16 protein-coding genes and 1 pseudogene are annotated in these 17,777 nt (G+C 70.1%); 11 read left to right on the top strand and 6 right to left on the bottom strand.

Annotated elements, in window-relative coordinates; genetic code table 11:
* Positions 1–47: 47 nt before the first annotated feature.
* Together DL991_RS39280 and DL991_RS39285 are read right to left on the bottom strand one after the other, a co-directional pair.
* Complete coding sequence (locus DL991_RS39280; RefSeq protein WP_125789412.1) at positions 48–2,999, bottom strand: AAA family ATPase; 2,952 nt, start codon at positions 2,997–2,999, stop codon at positions 48–50.
* Positions 2,996–4,147, bottom strand: coding sequence for an exonuclease SbcCD subunit D (locus DL991_RS39285; RefSeq protein WP_199754251.1), 1,152 nt, complete (start codon positions 4,145–4,147; stop codon positions 2,996–2,998). The genes DL991_RS39280 and DL991_RS39285 overlap by 4 nt, the downstream gene beginning before the upstream one ends.
* Positions 4,148–4,325: 178 nt before the next feature.
* Here DL991_RS39285 and rmuC point away from each other — a divergent pair, with 178 nt between their 5' ends.
* Both rmuC and DL991_RS39295 read left to right on the top strand, forming a co-directional pair.
* Positions 4,326–5,240, top strand: a complete 915-nt coding sequence (gene rmuC / locus DL991_RS39290) for a DNA recombination protein RmuC (RefSeq protein ID WP_125789413.1) — start codon at positions 4,326–4,328, stop codon at positions 5,238–5,240.
* A gap of 373 nt (positions 5,241–5,613) precedes the next feature.
* Positions 5,614–6,501 (top strand): DUF6542 domain-containing protein, encoded by an 888-nt coding sequence (locus DL991_RS39295; RefSeq protein WP_125789414.1) that lies wholly within the window; start codon positions 5,614–5,616, stop codon positions 6,499–6,501.
* A 90-nt stretch (positions 6,502–6,591) separates the two neighbouring features.
* On the opposite strand, the gene DL991_RS39300 is transcribed toward DL991_RS39295, so the two are convergent.
* A complete protein-coding gene (locus DL991_RS39300) occupies positions 6,592–7,605 on the bottom strand; it encodes a 4-hydroxy-3-methylbut-2-enyl diphosphate reductase (protein WP_199746457.1) in 1,014 nt (337 codons plus the stop codon).
* A 151-nt stretch (positions 7,606–7,756) separates the two neighbouring features.
* Here DL991_RS39300 and DL991_RS39305 point away from each other — a divergent pair, with 151 nt between their 5' ends.
* From DL991_RS39305 to DL991_RS39330, 6 genes are all read left to right on the top strand, one after another.
* Positions 7,757–8,428: a lipid droplet-associated protein gene (locus DL991_RS39305; protein ID WP_125789415.1), complete on the top strand. Its 672-nt coding sequence runs from the start codon at positions 7,757–7,759 to the stop codon at positions 8,426–8,428.
* Complete coding sequence (gene xseA / locus DL991_RS39310) at positions 8,425–9,690, top strand: exodeoxyribonuclease VII large subunit (protein WP_125789416.1); 1,266 nt, start codon at positions 8,425–8,427, stop codon at positions 9,688–9,690. The genes DL991_RS39305 and xseA overlap by 4 nt, the downstream gene beginning before the upstream one ends.
* On the top strand, positions 9,687–10,127 hold the full coding sequence (locus DL991_RS39315; protein ID WP_125789417.1) for a hypothetical protein: 441 nt from the start codon (positions 9,687–9,689) through the stop codon (positions 10,125–10,127). Before xseA ends, DL991_RS39315 begins: the two co-directional genes overlap by 4 nt.
* Positions 10,124–10,357, top strand: a complete 234-nt coding sequence (locus tag DL991_RS39320; RefSeq protein WP_125789418.1) for an exodeoxyribonuclease VII small subunit — start codon at positions 10,124–10,126, stop codon at positions 10,355–10,357. The genes DL991_RS39315 and DL991_RS39320 overlap by 4 nt, the downstream gene beginning before the upstream one ends.
* An 84-nt stretch (positions 10,358–10,441) precedes the next feature.
* A complete protein-coding gene (glpX, locus tag DL991_RS39325; RefSeq protein WP_199754253.1) occupies positions 10,442–11,512 on the top strand; it encodes a class II fructose-bisphosphatase in 1,071 nt (356 codons plus the stop codon).
* A 9-nt stretch (positions 11,513–11,521) separates the two neighbouring features.
* Positions 11,522–12,301, top strand: coding sequence for a trypsin-like serine protease (locus DL991_RS39330; protein WP_125789419.1), 780 nt, complete (start codon positions 11,522–11,524; stop codon positions 12,299–12,301).
* 59 nt (positions 12,302–12,360) lie between these two features.
* Here the strand turns inward: DL991_RS39330 and DL991_RS39335 are convergent, their stop codons facing one another.
* Positions 12,361–13,350, bottom strand: coding sequence for an NAD(P)/FAD-dependent oxidoreductase (locus DL991_RS39335; protein ID WP_125789420.1), 990 nt, complete (start codon positions 13,348–13,350; stop codon positions 12,361–12,363).
* Between the two features lie 113 nt (positions 13,351–13,463).
* Between DL991_RS39335 and DL991_RS39340 the strand changes: the two genes are divergently transcribed.
* Positions 13,464–14,861 carry a class II fumarate hydratase gene (locus DL991_RS39340; protein WP_125789421.1) on the top strand — a complete coding sequence of 466 codons (1,398 nt, stop codon included), beginning with the start codon at positions 13,464–13,466 and terminating at the stop codon, positions 14,859–14,861.
* Here the strand turns inward: DL991_RS39340 and DL991_RS39345 are convergent.
* Positions 14,858–15,439, bottom strand: a complete 582-nt coding sequence (locus DL991_RS39345; protein WP_125789422.1) for a TetR/AcrR family transcriptional regulator — start codon at positions 15,437–15,439, stop codon at positions 14,858–14,860. The two genes, DL991_RS39340 and DL991_RS39345, sit on opposite strands and share 4 nt — an antisense overlap.
* Before the next feature lie 44 nt (positions 15,440–15,483).
* On the opposite strand from DL991_RS39345, the gene DL991_RS44135 reads away from it, so the two are divergent.
* On the top strand, positions 15,484–15,939 hold the full coding sequence (locus DL991_RS44135; RefSeq protein WP_370309261.1) for an SRPBCC family protein: 456 nt from the start codon (positions 15,484–15,486) through the stop codon (positions 15,937–15,939).
* Here the strand turns inward: DL991_RS44135 and DL991_RS39350 are convergent.
* A pseudogene (locus DL991_RS39350) lies at positions 15,937–16,833 on the bottom strand (DMT family transporter); the annotation flags it as partial. The gene DL991_RS44135 and the pseudogene DL991_RS39350 sit on opposite strands and share 3 nt — an antisense overlap.
* Before the next feature lie 71 nt (positions 16,834–16,904).
* On the opposite strand from DL991_RS39350, the gene DL991_RS39355 reads away from it, so the two are divergent.
* The gene (locus tag DL991_RS39355; RefSeq protein WP_125789423.1) at positions 16,905–17,747 is read left to right on the top strand and encodes a helix-turn-helix domain-containing protein; all 843 of its coding nucleotides are present in this window, start codon (positions 16,905–16,907) and stop codon (positions 17,745–17,747) included.
* The last annotated feature ends 30 nt before the right edge of the window (positions 17,748–17,777 follow it).

Raw genomic sequence — 17,777 nt, forward strand, 5'->3', positions numbered from 1 at the left:
AAATTTTGCAATGAAGGGGCCTTTCATCTCACTTCACAAGCACGAGGTCAGGCGGCGTGGACCTCCACCGAAGAGCCAGTACGCGACTTCCGGATCCGCAGCCGCGTCGGGATCCGCTGCCGCAGTTCCTCCACGTGCGACACCAGCCCGACCACGCGACCGCCGGCGCGAAGCTCGTCGAGGATGTTCATGACGATGTCGAGTGTCTCGGCGTCCAGCGTGCCGAAGCCCTCGTCGATGAACAGCGTGTCCAGCAGCGCTCCGCCGGTTTCGGCGGCGACGACGTCGGCGAGGCCCAGTGCCAGTGAGAGCGACGCGAGGAACGACTCGCCGCCGGAGAGTGTCTTCGCGGGCCGGACGGTGCCGGAGTAGTCGTCGAGCACGTCGAGGCCGAGCCCGCCGCGGGTGCCCCGGGCCCCTGCCGCGTCGGAGTGCACGAAGGAGTAGCGGCCCTGGCTCATCGTCCGCAGGCGGGCGGTCGCCGCGACCGCGACCTCCTCCAGCCTCGCGGCGAGGACGTACGAGCGCAGCGACATCTTGCGCGCGTTCTGCCCGCGTCCGTTGACCACCTCGGCCAGCGCCTTCAGTTCGCGATACCGCTCTTCGACCGGCGCCAGTTCCGCCATGAAGGACGTCATCCGCTCGGCCAGCCCGGTCAGGTCCGTGTGCCGGGTCTTGGCCGCCCGCAGTGCCGCGAACGCCCGTTCGGCCTCGCCCCGGGTGTCCCTCGCCGCTTCCTCCGAGGTCGCGACGTCGATCTCGTCCTCCGGTGAGATGCCGAAGAGTTCCGGTTCGGCGAGGGCCTGCCGTTCGGCCTTCTCCATCACGTTGGCGTCGGCGAGGCTGTTCTCCAGTTTCGTGATCTGCTCGTCCGGCCGCGACGCGGCACGCATTTCGTCGAGATCAGCGAAACCCTTGGCCCGCAAAGCTTCCTTGACCAGTTTCGCCTGCTCGTCGCGGCGTTCGCGGGCGCCGGCGACGGCGAGCCGCGCTTCGGCCAGCGCGTCGAGACGGGTCGCGAAGCCGAGCAGGTGCCGACGCTTCGCCCCGACGTCGGCGAACTCGCCGCGCGCGGATTCCAACCGTTCTTCGCGTTCGGCCAGCCGTTCGACGAGGCCTCGGGCCTCGGTCTCGACCTCGACGGCGGTCCGCTCGGCGGTGCGTCGACGTTCGGTCAGCTGCTCGATCTTCCGTTCCAGCGCACCGACCTGGGCCTCGAGAGCGGGCTTCCGACGAGCCGTCTCGGACAGCGTGGCGACCAGATCGCGTGCCTCGCCGAACTCGGCCCGCAGTGTCTCGGCGGTGTGCTCGCCCAGCCGCTCGACCAGGACCGTCAGGCGGTTTTCAGCTGCCTGCAACGCGGCTTTCGCCTTCTCACGCCGCATATGCGCCTGCTGCTCCGCGACTTCGGCGCGGCGTTCGTCCTCGGGATCGACCAGGCCGCCGGTGTGCGTCGCCGGCGACGGGTGCTCGGTCGCCCCGCAGACCGGGCAGTCCTCGCCGTCGTGCAGACCGGCGGCGAGTTCGGCCGCCATCCCTTCGAGGCGTCGCTCCCGCAGGTCCAGCCGGTGCTGACGGGCGTTCTGATGACCGTCCACGGCTTCACCGACCACTTCGCGCGCCTGCGTGACGGCCTGTCGCGCCCGAGGCACTTCGTCGGCGTCGCGCACCAGCGCGGTCAGTTCGTCGGCACGGGTGCGAGCACCGTCGAGCTTCGCGTCGGCCTCGGCGGCAGCGGCCTCTTCCGCCCGCAAGGCCGCGAGCTTCTCCGGCACGGTGCCCAATTCGGCGGCGAAGTCTTCGGCCTGCTTCCGCGCCTTCTCCGCGGCGGCCTCCAGCTGCGCCAGACGAGCCAGATCCCGTTGCTGCTGCTCGCTTTCCGCCACGAGTTCGGCGAGCGCACCCGCCTCTTCACGCAGACTGCCGGCGCGAGCGCGAAGTTCGGCGGCGGAACTGGACGCGGCGTCGGGCACTTCCTGAGCACGGAGAGCTTCCGCGGCCTCGGCCTCCGCGAGCTGATCCAGCCTGCGTTCGAGGAGATCGGCCTCCGCGATCACGCCCGCCGCCCGATGAGCCGCCTCGACCTCTTCCGCCCACTCCGCGCGCTGCCCCGCCTGCTCGGCGATCGCCGAAAGGCGTGTGTACGCGGTGCGCACCCGGCGGATGCGTTCGGCGGCCGACCGGTTCTCCTGCCAAACGATCTCAGCCGTTTTCGCCGCCGCGCGAGCTTTCGCGTCCCGTTCCTGTGCTTTGGCGACCCGCTCGCCCGACTCGGTGAGCACCGCGTCGACCCAGTCGGCTTGGCCCTCTTCCGGCGCTTCCTCCTGTGCGACCTGTGCGAATCGCGCGACCCACTCCCGCAACGACTGCTGCCGTGCCGCCAGCTCGCGGCCACGTTCGGCACGCAGATTCGCGAACCAGTTCTCCACGTCGGAGAACCGCTCGGTGCCGAACAGCCGCTCCAGCAACTCCTCGCGTTCGGCCGTGTTCGCCCGCAGGAACCGGGCGAATTCGCCCTGCGGCAGCAAGACCACCTGGAAGAACTGCTCATGCGTCATGCCGATGAGCCGTTCGACCGTGCGTGCCACCTCGTCGATGCGCGTGATGCCTTCGGCGACGTGTCCGGCGGGCACCGTGCCGACCCAGCTCAGCACCGCCTTCGCCTGCTGGAGGGTCATTCCCTCGCCGCGGCGCTTGGGCCGCTGGTACTCGGGGTTGCGCGCGATCCGCATCCGCTGGCCCTGCACGGTCAGTTCGAGGACGACCTCGGTGATCTGGTCGGGCTCGGCGAGATCGCAGCGCAGCCGTTTGACCTCGCCACGTGCGCCGGGAACCGTGCCGAACAGCGCGAACGCGATGGCGTCGAGCAGTGTCGTCTTCCCCGCGCCGGTGTCACCGTGCAGCAGGAACAAACCGTCGGCGCCGAGCACGTCGAAGTCCACCACCTCGCGGCCCGCGTACGGCCCGAAAGCGGCGACCTCCAACCGGTGCAACCTCATACTTCGCGCTCCCTGCCCGCGGCGCCCAGTGCCGCCAGCACCAGCCGCTCCTCGCTGTCCGACGGCGCGGATCCGCGGCAGTCCTCGAGGAAACTGCGCGTGATCTCGACGTCGGACCGCCCGCGGACGGCTTCGGCGTATTTCAGCGCGGCTCCGTCATGCCCGCCCTCCGGCTGCCAATCCATGTGCACGGCGTACGGGAACCGCTCACGCAGTTTGCGCATGGCGTCGACCGGGCGGACCCGGTCGGTCACGGTGAAGGACAGGAAGTGTTCGGTGAGGCCGTCGTGCGCCGGATCGGAAAGGAGGTCCGCCAGCTCGCCGCGCACCATCGCGAGATGTCGCGGCACCGGCAGCTCATGCCGCCGGACCTCGGCGAGCCCGTCGGCGTCGAGGTCTACCAGCCAGACGGATTTCCGTTGCCGTGTCTCGGAAAACGAATACGCCAGCGGACTGCCCGAATAGCGCAGGTGCTCGGCGAGGGTCTGCGGGCCGTGCAGGTGGCCGAGTGCGACGTAATCGACGCCGTCGAACACCGACCCCGGCACCTGTTCGACGCCGCCGACCGCGATGGTCCGCTCGGATTCGGTCGGCTCGCCGCCGGTGACGAAGGCGTGCGCGAGCACCACCGACCGCGTCCCGGACGGCCGGGAGGCGAGATCCGCCCGGACCCGCCGCATCGCCTCGGTGAGCACGCCGGTGTGGCCACGGGCCTCGGGCACGCCGAGGGCGTGGCGCGCGGGCTCCGGTTCGAGGTACGGGATCCCGTAGAGCGCGACCTCACCGTGTTCGTCGGGCAGCAGCACCGGTTCGGCGAGACCGTCGATCGTGGCGCGCAGGTACAGACCGCCCGCCGCGGCGAATTCGGCGAACGCGCCCAGCCGCGGCGCGGAGTCGTGATTGCCGGGGGTCATCACCAGTTTCGCCCCGGCCTGCCGGAGCCTGCCCAGCGCGGTCGTGGCCACCCGGACGGCCTCCGCCGAGGGCACCGCGCGGTCGTAGATGTCCCCTGAAACGAGCACGACGTCGACCGACTCGGCGATCACGAGATCGGCGACGTGGCCGAGCACGGCTTCCTGTTCGGCGAGCAGATCGGCGCCGTGGAAGGTGCGGCCGATATGCCAGTCGGACGTGTGCAGGAGCTTCACGCAGCCCAAGGTAGGGCCGCGCACCGGCCGGAGAGGGGAGGCGCGCCCTTGGCGGCACTGCGCTTTCCGACACGCCGGGGACGGCGCAGGTCAGATACGGAGCGCGACCGCGCCGCTGCGTTTTTGTCGGTGGGTTCCGCCATGATGTCCCCGACTCGGATCCGGAGGGGAGGTACCGGTGGCGACGGTGATCACCACCGCGGCCGTCGTGCTCGCGTTGCTGCTGCTCGTGGCCGTCGCGCTGCTGTGGCGGCTGTACAACGACGGCATGCGGCGGGCGGACGCGGCGGCGAAACTGGTCGCCGCCGAACGGTCGAAGGCGGACCAGCAGCAGCTCGCGCTGCGCCGGTACGAGGTGGCGTTCGCCTCGATCAGCGGCCGCGGCGAACTGGGCGAACAGGTACTCCTGGAGACCGCACGCGCGCTCGGGCTCCGCGAGGAACTGCACTTCACCCTGCAAACGGATCTGGCGGGCGGCGGCGCCGCGAAACCGGACATGGTGCTGCGGGTCGGCGGCGGCCGGACCGTACCGGTCGACGCGAAGGCCAGCATGGCCTGCTGGGCAGAGGCCGTCGAAACGAACGACCCCGAGGAACGGCTGGACGCGCTGCGCGTCCACGTCCGGCAGCTCCGGTCGCGGGCGGCCGAGCTGGCAGGCAAGGGCTACCAGCGCTGGGCCGACGCGATCTACGGGACGATCATGTTCGTCCCGTCCGACGCGGCCGTGGTGGCCGCGCTGGACACCGACCCGGAACTGCTGCGCTGGATGCTGGACCGGCGGGTCTTCGTCTGCGGGCCGACCGGATTCGCCGTACTGGCTTCCGCCGCGCTGTTCGCCGCGACCGAACGGGCACTGGTCGAGGACGTCGAGCAGGTCCGGGCGGGCGCCGCCGCCGCGCACCGGGCAGCGGGCAACGCGGTCGACGCGCTGAACCTGTCGAGCACCCACCTGCAGCGCTTCATCTCGGCCCGGCGGCGGGAACTGGAGGCGCTCGAGAGCTTCCGGAGCACGGTCTCCCCGCTGACGGACGCCGCGGGCAGCCCGGCGGCGGTCCCGCTGATCAGGAAGGCGGACGAACTCCCGGCCTCGTGAGCGGTGGGGGTCGCGAGTCGTCCATCCAGACACATGTGTTGTCCCGCTGATCACGCGAAACCGCCATCAGCCGCACCGTCCCAAGTACGTGAAGGACCCCTTCACGTACTTGGGCGCAATGAAGGCCCCCTTCATGTACTTCCGGCGCCCGGCGCGCCCGTACCGCACGGCCGATAACAGCCTTCCCCACCTGCGTTTTCCGGAACCCGAGGCTCCATTTCGCCCGGCCTGACAACCTTGTCGGCCACTTACTCGTAGTACCTCCCGTAAACACCCGGACAGCCCGTCCGGGTGGTCCGGAATGACCACTACCAGGCGATAGACACACCGCCTGTTGGCGGTATGCCCGCAGCTTGGATATACGGTGGGGCCTGTGACCGCGATTCGCGATCGCCAGAGCGATCCTGATGCCGACGACGTTCCCGTTGCCTGGGACGAGCGTCCGCTCGTCGGCGCCAGGCGCGGGCTGCCCTGGTGGGCTGCCGTCCTGGTCGGCTTCGGGCTCGCCATCCTTGGCGCCTTCGTCGACATGATGATGCAGAAGGACCTGGGCCTGCTGTTCAAAGCCTGCTACGCGCTCGGCGCGGTGGCCGCCGTGGTGGCCGTCCAGCGCCGCGGGTTGTTCGGCCCGATGGTGCAGCCGCCCCTGGTCCTCGCCGTGACCGTCCCGGGAGTGATCCTCCTGACCTCGGACGGCAGCAAGGGCACGGACCTGCTCTCGAGAGCCTTCGACGTCGGAACGCCGCTGATCAACGGCTTCCCGACGATGGCCATCACCACCGGCGTCACCTTGGCGATCGGCGTCTTCCGGATCTACCGGGAACGCGATCCCGACGCCCCGGTGAAGGTGAAGCCGGGTACCAAACCGGAACGTCGCGACGAGGCCAAGCCCGCCGTCCGTCCCGCGGCCGCCGCACCGGGTCGTGGCCGCCCCGCGTCCCGGACCGGGCAGACCCCGCCCCCGCCTTCCCGCCGTGGCGCTCCGCGAGACGGTGCCCCGCGAGAGGGTGCGCCGCCCCGCCGTCGTCCTGTCGACGACGAGCGCCGCCCCCGCCGCGACGCCGAACCCGGCGCCCGCAAACCGCCGCCCCCGGGGCGTCAGCCTCGACGGCCGCGGCCGCCTGAAGAGGGCGAACCCCGCCGCCGCGACCCGCGTGGCGAAAGCGCCCCCGGTGCCCCGCGTCGCCGTCCGCCGCGCGCGGACGACCCGCGCCGCGGAGGGCAGCCTCCCCGCCGCCGCCCCTGGGACGACGAGCGGTGAAGCAAGGGACCTTTGCTCTCGCCTGAGCACCTGACCAGCAGAAAGGGCCGCCCGAGGAACTCCTCGAGCGGCCCTTTTTCGTAGCGGGCGTCAGGCCTTGGCGGCCTTGCGCAGCTCGTGCGGCAGTGCGAACGCGATCTTCTCGTTGGCCGTGGTGACCTCGTCGACGTTGTCCCAGCCGCGCTCGGCCAACCACGCCAGCAGGTCCATGACCAGGACCTCCGGCACCGAAGCACCGCTGGTGACGCCGACGGTCTCGACGCCTTCGAGCCACGCTTCGTCGACTTCGTGCGCGAAGTCGACGAGGTGCGACGCGCGCGCACCCGCCTTCAGCGCGACCTCGACCAGCCGCTTCGAGTTGGACGAGTTCGTCGAGCCGACCACCAGCACCAGGTCGCACTCGGCGGCCATGGCCTTGACCGCGACCTGACGGTTCGTGGTGGCGTAGCAGATGTCGTCACTGGGCGGGTCGGCCAAGCCGGGGAACTTGTCCCGCAGCTGATCGACGCGCTCCATGGTCTCGTCCACCGAAAGGGTGGTCTGCGACAGCCAGATGACCTTCGACGGATCGCGGACCTCGACCTTGTCGACGTCCTCGGCGGTGTCGACGAGCTGCACCTTGTCGGGAGCCTCGCCGGCGGTGCCTTCGACCTCTTCGTGACCTTCGTGGCCGATCAGCAGGATGTCGTAGTCGTCCTTCGCGAACCGGTTGACTTCCTTGTGCACCTTCGTCACCAGCGGGCAGGTCGCGTCGATGGTCCGCAGGTTGCGCTCGGCCGCCTCGGCGTGCACCGCGGGCGAGACGCCGTGCGCGGAGAACACCACCAACGCGCCTTCCGGCACCTCGGAGGTCTCGTCGACGAAGATGACGCCGCGTTCGCGCAGGGTCTCCACGACGTGCCGGTTGTGCACGATCTCCTTGCGCACGTACACCGGTGCGCCGTAGAGCTCGAGTGCCTTTTCGACGGCGATGACCGCGCGATCGACCCCCGCGCAGTAACCGCGGGGCTTGGCGAGCAGGACACGTTTGCCACCTGCCGGCACACCGGACTCGGTGATCGTCGGACTGCCGGCTGGCGTGATTCCGGGACTCGCAGAACTCATGCCCCCAGGGTACGGGCTGCCCTGGGGGCTCCTCGCACTCACGTTCAGGTGACCAGGGAACCCCTCGAAAGGATGTGCGTGGAGTCACGTCGGGTGAGCCGACCCACCCGTTCGGTTGGGCAGGATGGCCCGAATACGGCAGGCTGGACGCATGAAGCCTCTCCCGCTCCCCCTCCGGGTCGCCGCGGGCCTCGCCGTCACCACCGCCGAGCGGGTTCGCGAACTCCCCAAGCAGCTCACCGGGCTCCCCGTCACGGTGGTCAGCCAGGTGCTCCAGTTCTCCATGCGCGTGCAGCAGCACGTCACCGAACTCGCGATCAAGGGCGACGACGCGCTGTCCGTCCTCCGCCCGGTCGAGGACACGCCCAGCTGGGCCACCTTCGACGAGGATCTCCCGCCCGACGTCGGCGAACGCCGCTACGAACGCGACTCGTGCGTCATCCCGCTGAGGGAGGACACCGAGAACCCCGAGGTTCCCCGGCCGCGCGCCGAGACCAACGGCCACCTCCCCGACCTCGAAGCGCTCACCGAGGATCCGTGGGCCGAGGAGGAACGCGCGCTCGCCGAGGACCACGCCGACGGCGAGTTCGACAGTTCCGCGCCACTCGTCGACGCGAATCCCGCCGGGCTGGACGACTACGACACGCTCACCCTGCCGCAACTGCGTGCCCGCCTGCGCCGGTTCGACCTCGCGCAGCTGGAAGAACTCCTGACCTACGAACGCGCGAACGCCGACAGGCCGTCGTTCGTCGGCATGCTCGCGCGCCGTATCGGGAACGTGAAGAAGGCCGAGAGCGACGGCGACAGCGCGGAAGGCCAGTGAGCGCCGAGCCTGCCGCCGCTCAGGCCGGTCCGTCCACCACCGCCGAGAACCCGTGGCCGGTCCGCACGGTCGCCCGCAAGGTCGGCGAGTGGATCAACCGGCTCGGCGCGGTCTGGGTCGAGGGCCAGGTCACGCAGATCTCGGCCCGCCAGGGCACCAACACCGCGTTCTTGACGCTGCGTGACCCGTCGGCGGACGTCTCGATGTCGGTGACCTGCCCGATGGGGCTGCTGCGCACGATCGAACCGCCGTTGCGCGAGGGCGCGAGCGTCGTGGTGCACGCGAAGCCGACGTTCTTCATGAACCGCGGTTCGCTGAGCCTGCGTGCCAACGAGATCCGTGCGGTCGGCATCGGCGAGCTGCTCGCGCGGATCGAGCGGCTGCGGCGGCTGCTGGCCGCCGAGGGCCTGTTCGCGCCGGAGCGCAAACGCAAGATCCCGTTCCTGCCCAAGGGAATCGGGCTGATCACCGGACGCGCCTCCGCCGCCGAACGCGACGTGCTGGTGAACGCTCAGGCCCGCTGGCCGCATGTCGCGTTCAAGGTGATCAACACCGCCGTCCAGGGCTCGCTGGCCGTCCCGCAGATCCTCCAGGCACTGTCCAAATTGGACCGCGACCCGGATGTCGACGTCATCGTGATCGCGCGCGGCGGCGGCAGCGTGGAAGACCTGCTGCCGTTCTCCGACGAGGCGCTGTGCCGCGCCGTGTCCGCGGCCGGGACCCCGGTGGTCAGCGCCATCGGGCACGAACCCGACACCCCGCTGCTCGACCACGTCGCCGATCTCCGCTGCTCGACGCCGACCGACGCCAGCAAGCGGATCGTGCCCGACGTCCGGGAGGAGACCCAGCGCGTCCACCAGATGCGCGATCGCGGCCGCCGCGCCCTGCACGGCTGGGTGGACACCCAGGTCAGGCTGCTGACCCAGATTCGAAGCCGTCCCGTGCTCGCCGATCCGCTCGGCCCGATCCAGCGGCGCTCGGACGACGTCGAGATCCACCGCGAACGCGGCCGCCGCGCGATGCTCACCCTGCTCGCCAAGGACCAGGCCGAAATCGCCAGCGCCCGCGCGCGGCTGACCGCGCTCGGCCCGGCGGCGACCCTCGAACGCGGCTACGCCGTGGTGCAGTACACCGACGAGCAAGGCAACCTCCAGGTACTCCGGTCCGTCTCCGAAGTCGCGGACGGCGCGAAACTGCGCGTCCGCGTGGTCGACGGCGCGCTCGGCGCCGTCGTCTCGGGCGTGCCGGAGGAGGAGCGTTGACGGCGAGTTTCCTGCCTTTGACCATCGACGCCGCGAAGCGCGCGGACGCGCCAGAGGTACTACGCAACGCGTGGCTGACCGACCGTGCCGCCGCCGAGTGCTGGACGGTGCTGCTCGCGGGGTGCCAGGCCGAGGCACTCTTTTCCGCCGAGGGCTCATCAGCGCCGTTCTCCACGAAACGCGGTCTCGACGCGCAGCTGCGCAAACTCTCCGAAGCGACGGCCGAGCACGTCGGCACCCGATGGTGGTTCGCGGACGGCACCGTGCACCGCAAACGGGTGGCGCGGGCCCAGGAGAACCTCGTCTCGGCGATCGCGGAGGGTGACGGCCAGGAGTTCGCTCTCGCCTTCGTGGGTTACGACAACGCCATGGCCAGCGCGGTAGTGTGCGCGGGTATCGGCAAGCACCGACGTCCGGTAGAAGGAAGCACAGCGTGAGCAAACCCGGTGGCGAGACCGCCGAACTCGGCTACGAGCAGGCCCGCGACAGGCTGGTGGAGGTCGTCCGCGAGCTCGAAGCGGGCGGGCTGTCCCTGGAACAGTCGCTCGCCCTGTGGGAGAAGGGCGAGCAGCTGGCGAAGGTCTGCGAGCACCATCTCGAGGGCGCGCGTGAGCGGATCGAGGCGGCGCTGTCCTCCGTCGAGGACCAGACCGGCAACGGTCAGTGACGTTCACCATGCTCCTGCGCCACCGAACCACCGTGGGTATCTGAGAGACTGTGACCCCGCCGAGTTCCTGACCCGGGAGGCCTCATGCCCACCCCCACCTCGTCCGCCAGCTCTTCTCGACGCCCTGAAGCGCCCGATCGCAACCTCGCGATGGAACTGGTCCGAGTGACCGAAGCCGCCGCGATGGCCGCGGGCCGCTGGGTGGGGCGCGGGGACAAGATCGGCGGGGACGGTGCCGCCGTGGACGCGATGCGCCAGCTGGTCTCGACCGTGTCGATGCGCGGTGTCGTCGTCATCGGCGAGGGCGAGAAGGACGAAGCCCCGATGCTGTTCAACGGGGAAGAGGTCGGCAACGGCGACGGGCCCGACTGCGACGTCGCGGTCGACCCGGTCGACGGCACGACCCTGATGGCCAAGGGCATGCCGAACGCGCTGGCCGTGCTCGCGGTCGCCGAACGCGGCGCGATGTTCGACCCGTCCGCGGTGTTCTACATGGAGAAGCTCGCCGTCGGCCCCGACGCCGCGGGCAAGGTCGACCTGGCGGCCCCGGTCGCGGAGAACATCCGCCGGGTCGCGAAGGCCAAGAACTCCAGCGTCTCCGACGTCACCGTGTGCATCCTCGACAGGCCGCGCCACGAAAAGCTGATCCAAGAGGTCCGCGAGGCGGGTGCCCGGATCCGGTTCATCTCCGACGGCGACGTCGCCGGCGCGATCGCCGCGGCCCGGCCGAGCACCGGCGTCGACATGCTGCTCGGCATCGGCGGCACCCCCGAAGGCATCATCGCGGCCTGCGCGATGAAGTGTCTCGGCGGCGAACTGCAGGGCCGCCTGTGGCCGAAGGACGACGCGGAGCGCGAGAAGGCGCTGGCCGCGGGCCACGACCTCGACCGCGTGCTCGGCAACGACGACCTCGTCCGCGGCGACAACGTGTTCTTCTGCGCCACCGGCGTCACCGACGGCGACCTGCTGCGCGGCGTGCACTACCGCGCGGGCGGCGCGACCACCCAGTCGATCGTGATGCGCTCGAAGTCCGGCACGGTCCGGATGATCGACGGCTACCACCGGCTGACCAAGCTCCGCTCGTACTCGTCGGTCAACTTCGACGGCCACCTCGACGATTCGCTGGAAGACGACGTCGTTCCTCCGCTCCCCTAAGGAGAATCCGTGCTGAAGCGCGTGCTCGTGGTCCTGCTCGCGGCGATGGTCCTCACGCCGGTCGGACAGGCCACGGGCGCGGGCGACCTCGTCGGCGGCAGAGAGGCCGACGAGCCGTATCCGTTCATCGCTTCCCTGCATTCGGCCTCCGGCAAGATCTTCTGCGCCGGGACGCTGATCGCGGCGGACTGGCTGGTGACGGCCGGGCACTGCGTCGAGGGCAAGAACCCGGCGAACCTGAGCGCGCGGATCGGCAGCAACGACAACACCCAGGGCGGCAAAATCGCGAAGCCCGCCGAGATCGTCGTGAACCCGTCCTACAACCCCGCGCCCGAGCACGCGGGCGGCGATCTCGCCCTGGTGCGGCTGGCCGCCCCGGTGAAGACGGCGCCGATCACGCTCGGCGCCGTCGTGGCGCCGGGGACGCCGACGCGGCTGCTCGGCTGGGGTCAGACGTGCCCGACTTCGGGTTGCGGCAAGGGGACGGCGAAACTGCAGCAGCTGGACACGAAGATCGTCGAAGGTGTGCGCTGCACCGCGAAGTTCGACGGCGCCGTCGAACTGTGCACCGACAACCCCGGCGGGAATTCGGGCTCGTGCTACGGGGATTCCGGCGGTCCGGAGATCGCCAAGGTCGACGGGAAGTGGGTGCTGCTCGGGCTCATCAGCCGTCCGGGGAACGCCGACCCGGTGTGCGCGACCTCGCCGTCGATCGCGACTTCGGTGGTGGCCTACGCGCAGTGGATCGCGGAGAAGGTCACTCCGCCTACGCCCGCTCCGCCTGCCTGAAGTGCAATGAAAGGCTCTTTCCTTGCAAAATTTGCAAGGAAAGAGCCTTTCCTAGCGCGCTACTCCGCGTTACTGGAGTGCCCAGGGAACAGATGCGCGTCCGGATCCAGCATGACCGCGATGTTGTTCACCGCCGTCGCCGCTTCCCCGAATCCGGTCGCGATCAGCTTCACCTTCCCCGGATACGCCGCGACGTCGCCCGCCGCGTAGACCCGCTCCCGCGGGGTCGCCATGGTCGAGTCGACGGCGATCGCGCGATGGTCGATCTGGAGTCCCCAGCTTTCGATCGGCCCGAGGTCCGCGGTGAAACCGAGCGCGGCGACGACCGTGTCGGCGCGCAGCACCTCGGGCTCCGAACCCTTGACCCGGACCTCGACCTCCGCCAGCGCTCCGTCGCGGTCGAGGAACCGGGTGACCTCGGCGTCGGTGATGATCCGCACGCCGAGTTCCCGTGCCTGCCGCACGATCGACTCGGCCGCGCGGAATTTCGCGCGCCGGTGCACGAGGGTGACGTTCGCGGCGACCGGGTGCAGCGCGAGCACCCAGTCGAACGCCGAGTCCCCGCCTCCGACGACGACCACGTGCTGCTCTTCGTGTGCCTTCAACGAGGGCACGAAATGGACCATGCCGCGCCCGTGCCAGCCGTCACCGGCGGGCAGCGGCCGCGGGGTGAACTCGCCGATCCCGGCGGTGATCAGCACCGCGCCGGCGTGCAGGATCTGCCCGCCGTCGAGCGTGATGGTGACGCCGCCCTCGGCGCTTTCGAGTTTTTCTGCCTTGCGCCCGAGCAGATACGCGGGTTTGAACGGCGCCGCCTGCTCGAGCAGGCCCTGCACCAGATCGCGGCCACGGACCTCGGCGAACCCGCCGACGTCGTAGATCATCTTTTCGGGGTACATCGCGGTGATCTGGCCACCGGCCTCCGGCAGTGAATCCACGACGGCCATCGAAAGGCCGCGGAATCCCGCGTAGTAGGCGGCGAACAGACCCGTCGGACCGGCCCCGATGATGACGAGGTCGTACGACGTTTCCCCAGCGGACTCGCTCATTCGGCACTCTCCCGGCCGGTGGTGGGCGGCGTGATCGAGAACACATTCGATCCTAGCCCTCGCGTGCCGAAAGACACGGAGCGCGCCGGAGGTCCCTGCGCGAAACTTGAGGCATGGCTGAACAGGAATACCGGATCGAACACGACACCATGGGCGAGGTGCGCGTCCCCGTCGACGCCCTCTACCGCGCGCAGACGCAGCGCGCCGTCGAGAACTTCCCGATCTCCGGCCGGGGCCTGGAACGCGCCCAGATCCGCGCGCTCGGCTTGCTCAAGGCCGCGGCGGCGCGGGTCAACGCGCGGCTCGGCGTGCTGGACGCCGAGGTCGCCGAGGCCATCGCGAAGGCCGCGGACGAGGTCGCCGAGGGCAAGCACGACGCGCATTTCCCGATCGACGTGTTCCAGACGGGTTCCGGGACCTCGTCGAATATGAACGCCAACGAGGTCATCGCCACGCTCGCGTCGAAGGCGCTGGGCCGTGACGTGCATCCGAACGACCACGTCAACGCTTCGCAGTCCTCCAACGACACCTTCCCGACGACGATCCACGTCGCCGCGACGGAAGCAGTGCTCTCGGACGTGATCCCTGCTCTGGAGTATCTGGCCGTCGCCATCGAGACGCGGGCGGCCGAATGGGCGGACATCGTGAAGTCCGGCCGTACGCATCTGATGGACGCCGTCCCGATCACCTTCGGCCAGGAGGCGGGCGCGTGGGCGTCGCAGGTCCGGTTCGGGGTCGAGCGGCTGAAGTCGGGTCTGCCGCGGCTCGGCGAACTGCCGATCGGCGGGACCGCGGTCGGTTCCGGGCTGAACGCGCCCGAGGGTTTCGGCGGGGCGGTCTCACAGGAACTGGCTTCGGTGACCGGTCTTCCGCTGACCGAAGCGCGCGACCACTTCGAGGCGCAGGCGACGCAGGACAGCGTCGTCGAGACGTCCGGGCATCTGCGCACGGTCGCGGTGTCGCTGAACAAGATCGCGAACGACCTGCGCTGGCTGGGTTCCGGTCCGCGCACCGGGCTCGCCGAACTCGCGCTGCCGGATCTCCAGCCGGGTTCGTCGATCATGCCGGGCAAGGTGAACCCGGTGATCCCGGAGGCGACGCTGCAGGTGGTCGCCCAGGTGATCGGGAACGACGCGGCGGTGGCCTTCGCCGGCGCGGCAGGCAACTTCCAGCTCAACGTGAACCTGCCGGTGATCGCGCGCAACGTGCTCGAATCGGCGCGGCTGCTCGCGGCGGTCTCGCGCCTGTTGGCGGACAAGGTGTTCGCGGGCGTGACGGTGAACGCCGACCGCTCGCGCGAGTACGCCGAAGGTTCGCCGTCGATCGTGACACCGCTGAACTCCTACATCGGCTACGAAGAGGCCGCTGCCATCGCGAAGCAGGCCCTCAAGGAGCTCAAGACGATCCGCGAGGTCGTGATCGAACGCGGTCACGTCGCGAACGGCAAGCTCACCGAAGCCCAGCTGGACGAAGCCCTCGACGTGCTCCGCATGGCGCGCGGAGGCCGCTAAACACCGAGAGCGACCACAGCCGCGTGGAGCGGTGAGGCGAGCGAAGCCGCCAGCCCACCCGAAGGTGGTGTCTCGGTGAACAGGTGCAGCCACGTCAGCACCGGGCCGAGCAGGATCGCGTGCACGAGAGCCGGCTCGGGCCGTCGAGAGAGTTCCCCTCTCACGACGGCCCGATCCAGCATCTGGACCAGATAGCCACGTTCGCGGCCGAGGAACACCTCACCGAACCGCGCTTCCAGCACCGGATCCGCCCGGACGTCGGCGAGCAGCGAAGGCAGCGCCTGCCGCAGTTCCACACCGTCCAAAGAGGACTGGATCACGTCGAGGACCGCCGCCACGTCGCCCCGCAGCGAGCCGGTGTCCGACGGCGGTTCGAGCTCGACGGGGTGGATCACCGCGGCGAACACGAGTTCCGCCTTCGACCGCCATCGCCGGTACACCGCCGCCTTGCCGACCCCCGCCCGCGCCGCGACCGCGTCGATCGTGCAGCGCTGGTAACCGGTTTCGGTCAGCAGCGCCCGCACGGCCTCGCGGACCGCGTCGTCGATGCCCTCTTCCCTCGGCCTGCCTCGCACCATGCGCCCCAGTTTACGAGACTGACAGTTCCGTATATCGTCCGGGTATGACCTGGACCAGAACCTCCCGCGAAATCCTGCCCTGCCCGCCGTCCGCGCTCTGGGCACCACTGGCCGATTTCACCCGGTGGCCCGAGTGGGATCCCGACCTCGTCGGCGTCGAACTGCACGGGCCTGCCGAGGTGGGCTCGACCGGCTTCCTCGTACCGAACGGATTCCGCGGCCGGGTGCACTCACGGATCGCCGAGCCCTTCACGATCACGTCCCTGACCGAGCACCGCGAGATCGCCCTCCGCCAGCCGATTCCGCTCGGCGCCATGGATCTCGTGCTGAGCCTGACCGAGGTCGACGGCGGGACGGAGTTCGCCCAGAAGGTCACCGTCGGCGGGCCGCTGCGCTCGGTCATGGTCGCGATCATCGGCGGCGACGTCGTGAAGCACTTCGACGTCAAATGCGCCAGGCTCATCGAGCTTGCGACGGCGCAGGCCGATCACGACGCCTGAAGACACCAGCGCGACCCCGATCACTTGGGAGAAGCGGAAATCCTGCATGCCCAGCAGGAGCGAGACGGCGAGCCCGGACACCGGCATCAGCCCCACCAGCACCCCGGCCCGATCCGCGCCCAGCATCGAAACCGCCGAGTACCAAAGAAGAAACGCGATCGCCGTGACGACGACCGTCAGGTAGCCGAGCGCGATCAGCTCACGCCCGTCCGGCCACCTCCAGGCGCCGGACGGGTCGGCGATCGTCCCGACGACAGCGCCGCCGGCACCCGCGGCGAAACACCCCCAGGTCGCGGTCGCCAACGGCCCGAGCCTCTCGAGCACGCCGACGGCCAGCAGCGTGAACAGCGCTTCGCACACCATGGCCAGCGCCGCGAGCACCAGCCCTTGCCAGCGCGCCGCGCCCCCGCCGGACAGCACGGCGATCCCGAGCCCGGCGAGCACCGCCCCGGTCACCGGCGCCCACGACGGCCGTTTCCCCTTGGCCAGCGGGCCGGCGAGCGCGAGCACGAGCGGCGTGCCGCCGAGGAACGCCGCCACCAGACCCGGCTCGGCGTAGCGCTGCGCGTACAGCAGGCACGCCTGGAACCCGATCATCCCGGTCGCCGCCAGTGCGATCAGCGACGGCACGTCGCGCGCTCCCGGCAACGGCAGCGGACGCCCGCTCAGCCGCGCCCACGCCAGCAGGAGGACTCCCGCCAGCGCGTAACGCAGCGCCTGTCCGGTGATCACCGGGTAGCCGTCGAGCATTCCCGTCACCGGCACGGACGCGCCGACGATCAGCACCCCCAGTACGCCGATCGTCACGCCTCTTCGTTCGTTGTCCATACCTTGACGATGCCTGCCCTTTGGTCCAAACCGAAGAGCCAAATAATGCTGGGTAGACAGGACCATAAGTCAGCCGAATGTCCCTGGGTCTGTCAGGACCAGGCACGCACCCCGCCCGATCCGGGATACTCGACGCCATGACCGAGACGGCCGAACTGGGCGACTTCCTCAAGGCACGCAGGGCCGCGCTGGACCCGGCGGACCTCGGCCTGCCGACGGGGTTCAACCAGCGGCGGGTCGCCGGGCTCCGGCGCGAGGAGCTGGCGCAGCTGGCCGGGATCAGCGTCGACTACTACACGCGCCTGGAGCAGGGCCGGGCGCGCAACGTGTCCGATTCCGTCCTCGAATCGCTGAGCCGGGCGTTGCGCCTGCACCGCGACGAGGAGACCTACCTCCGCAACCTGGCTGCCCCGAAACGCAAACGCGTCGCGCGGCCGAAGGCGCGGCGGATCCGGCCGGAGCTCCAGCTGATGCTGCACGCGATCCAGACCCCGGCACTCATCTTCGACCGCTATGGCGACGTGCTGGCCTGGAATTCGCTCGGCGCCGCGCTTTCACTCGATTTCGCCGAGCGGCCGGCGGGTGAGCGCAACATCCCGAAGATGTTCTTCCTCGACGAACGCGCCCGCGAGCTGCACCCGGAGTGGGAAACCGTGGCGAAGGAGATCGTGGCGAACCTGCGCGCCGAGAGCGGGAAGTATCCGGACGATCCGCGCTTCGCCCAGCTGGTCGGCGAACTCTCGCTCGGCAGCGAGGCGTTCCGGAAGCTGTGGGCGACGCAAACCGTGCGCGAGAAGGCGCACGCGTGGAAGGTCGTGATCAACCCGATCGTGGGTGAACTCCGGCTGCGCTACGAAACGCTGCGGCTGCCCGACGATCCGGGCCAGGCCTTGGTGATCTACACCGCCGAGCCCGGCTCCGACAGCGAACGCGCGCTCCGCCTGCTCGCCAGCTGGGTCGCCGATCCCGCGCACGCCTGAACCCGCTCGGCGCGAAACTGTCGGTGCCCG

The organism is Amycolatopsis sp. WAC 01375 (genome assembly GCF_003947325.1).
In the GTDB taxonomy this organism is placed as follows: Bacteria; Actinomycetota; Actinomycetes; order Mycobacteriales; family Pseudonocardiaceae; genus Amycolatopsis.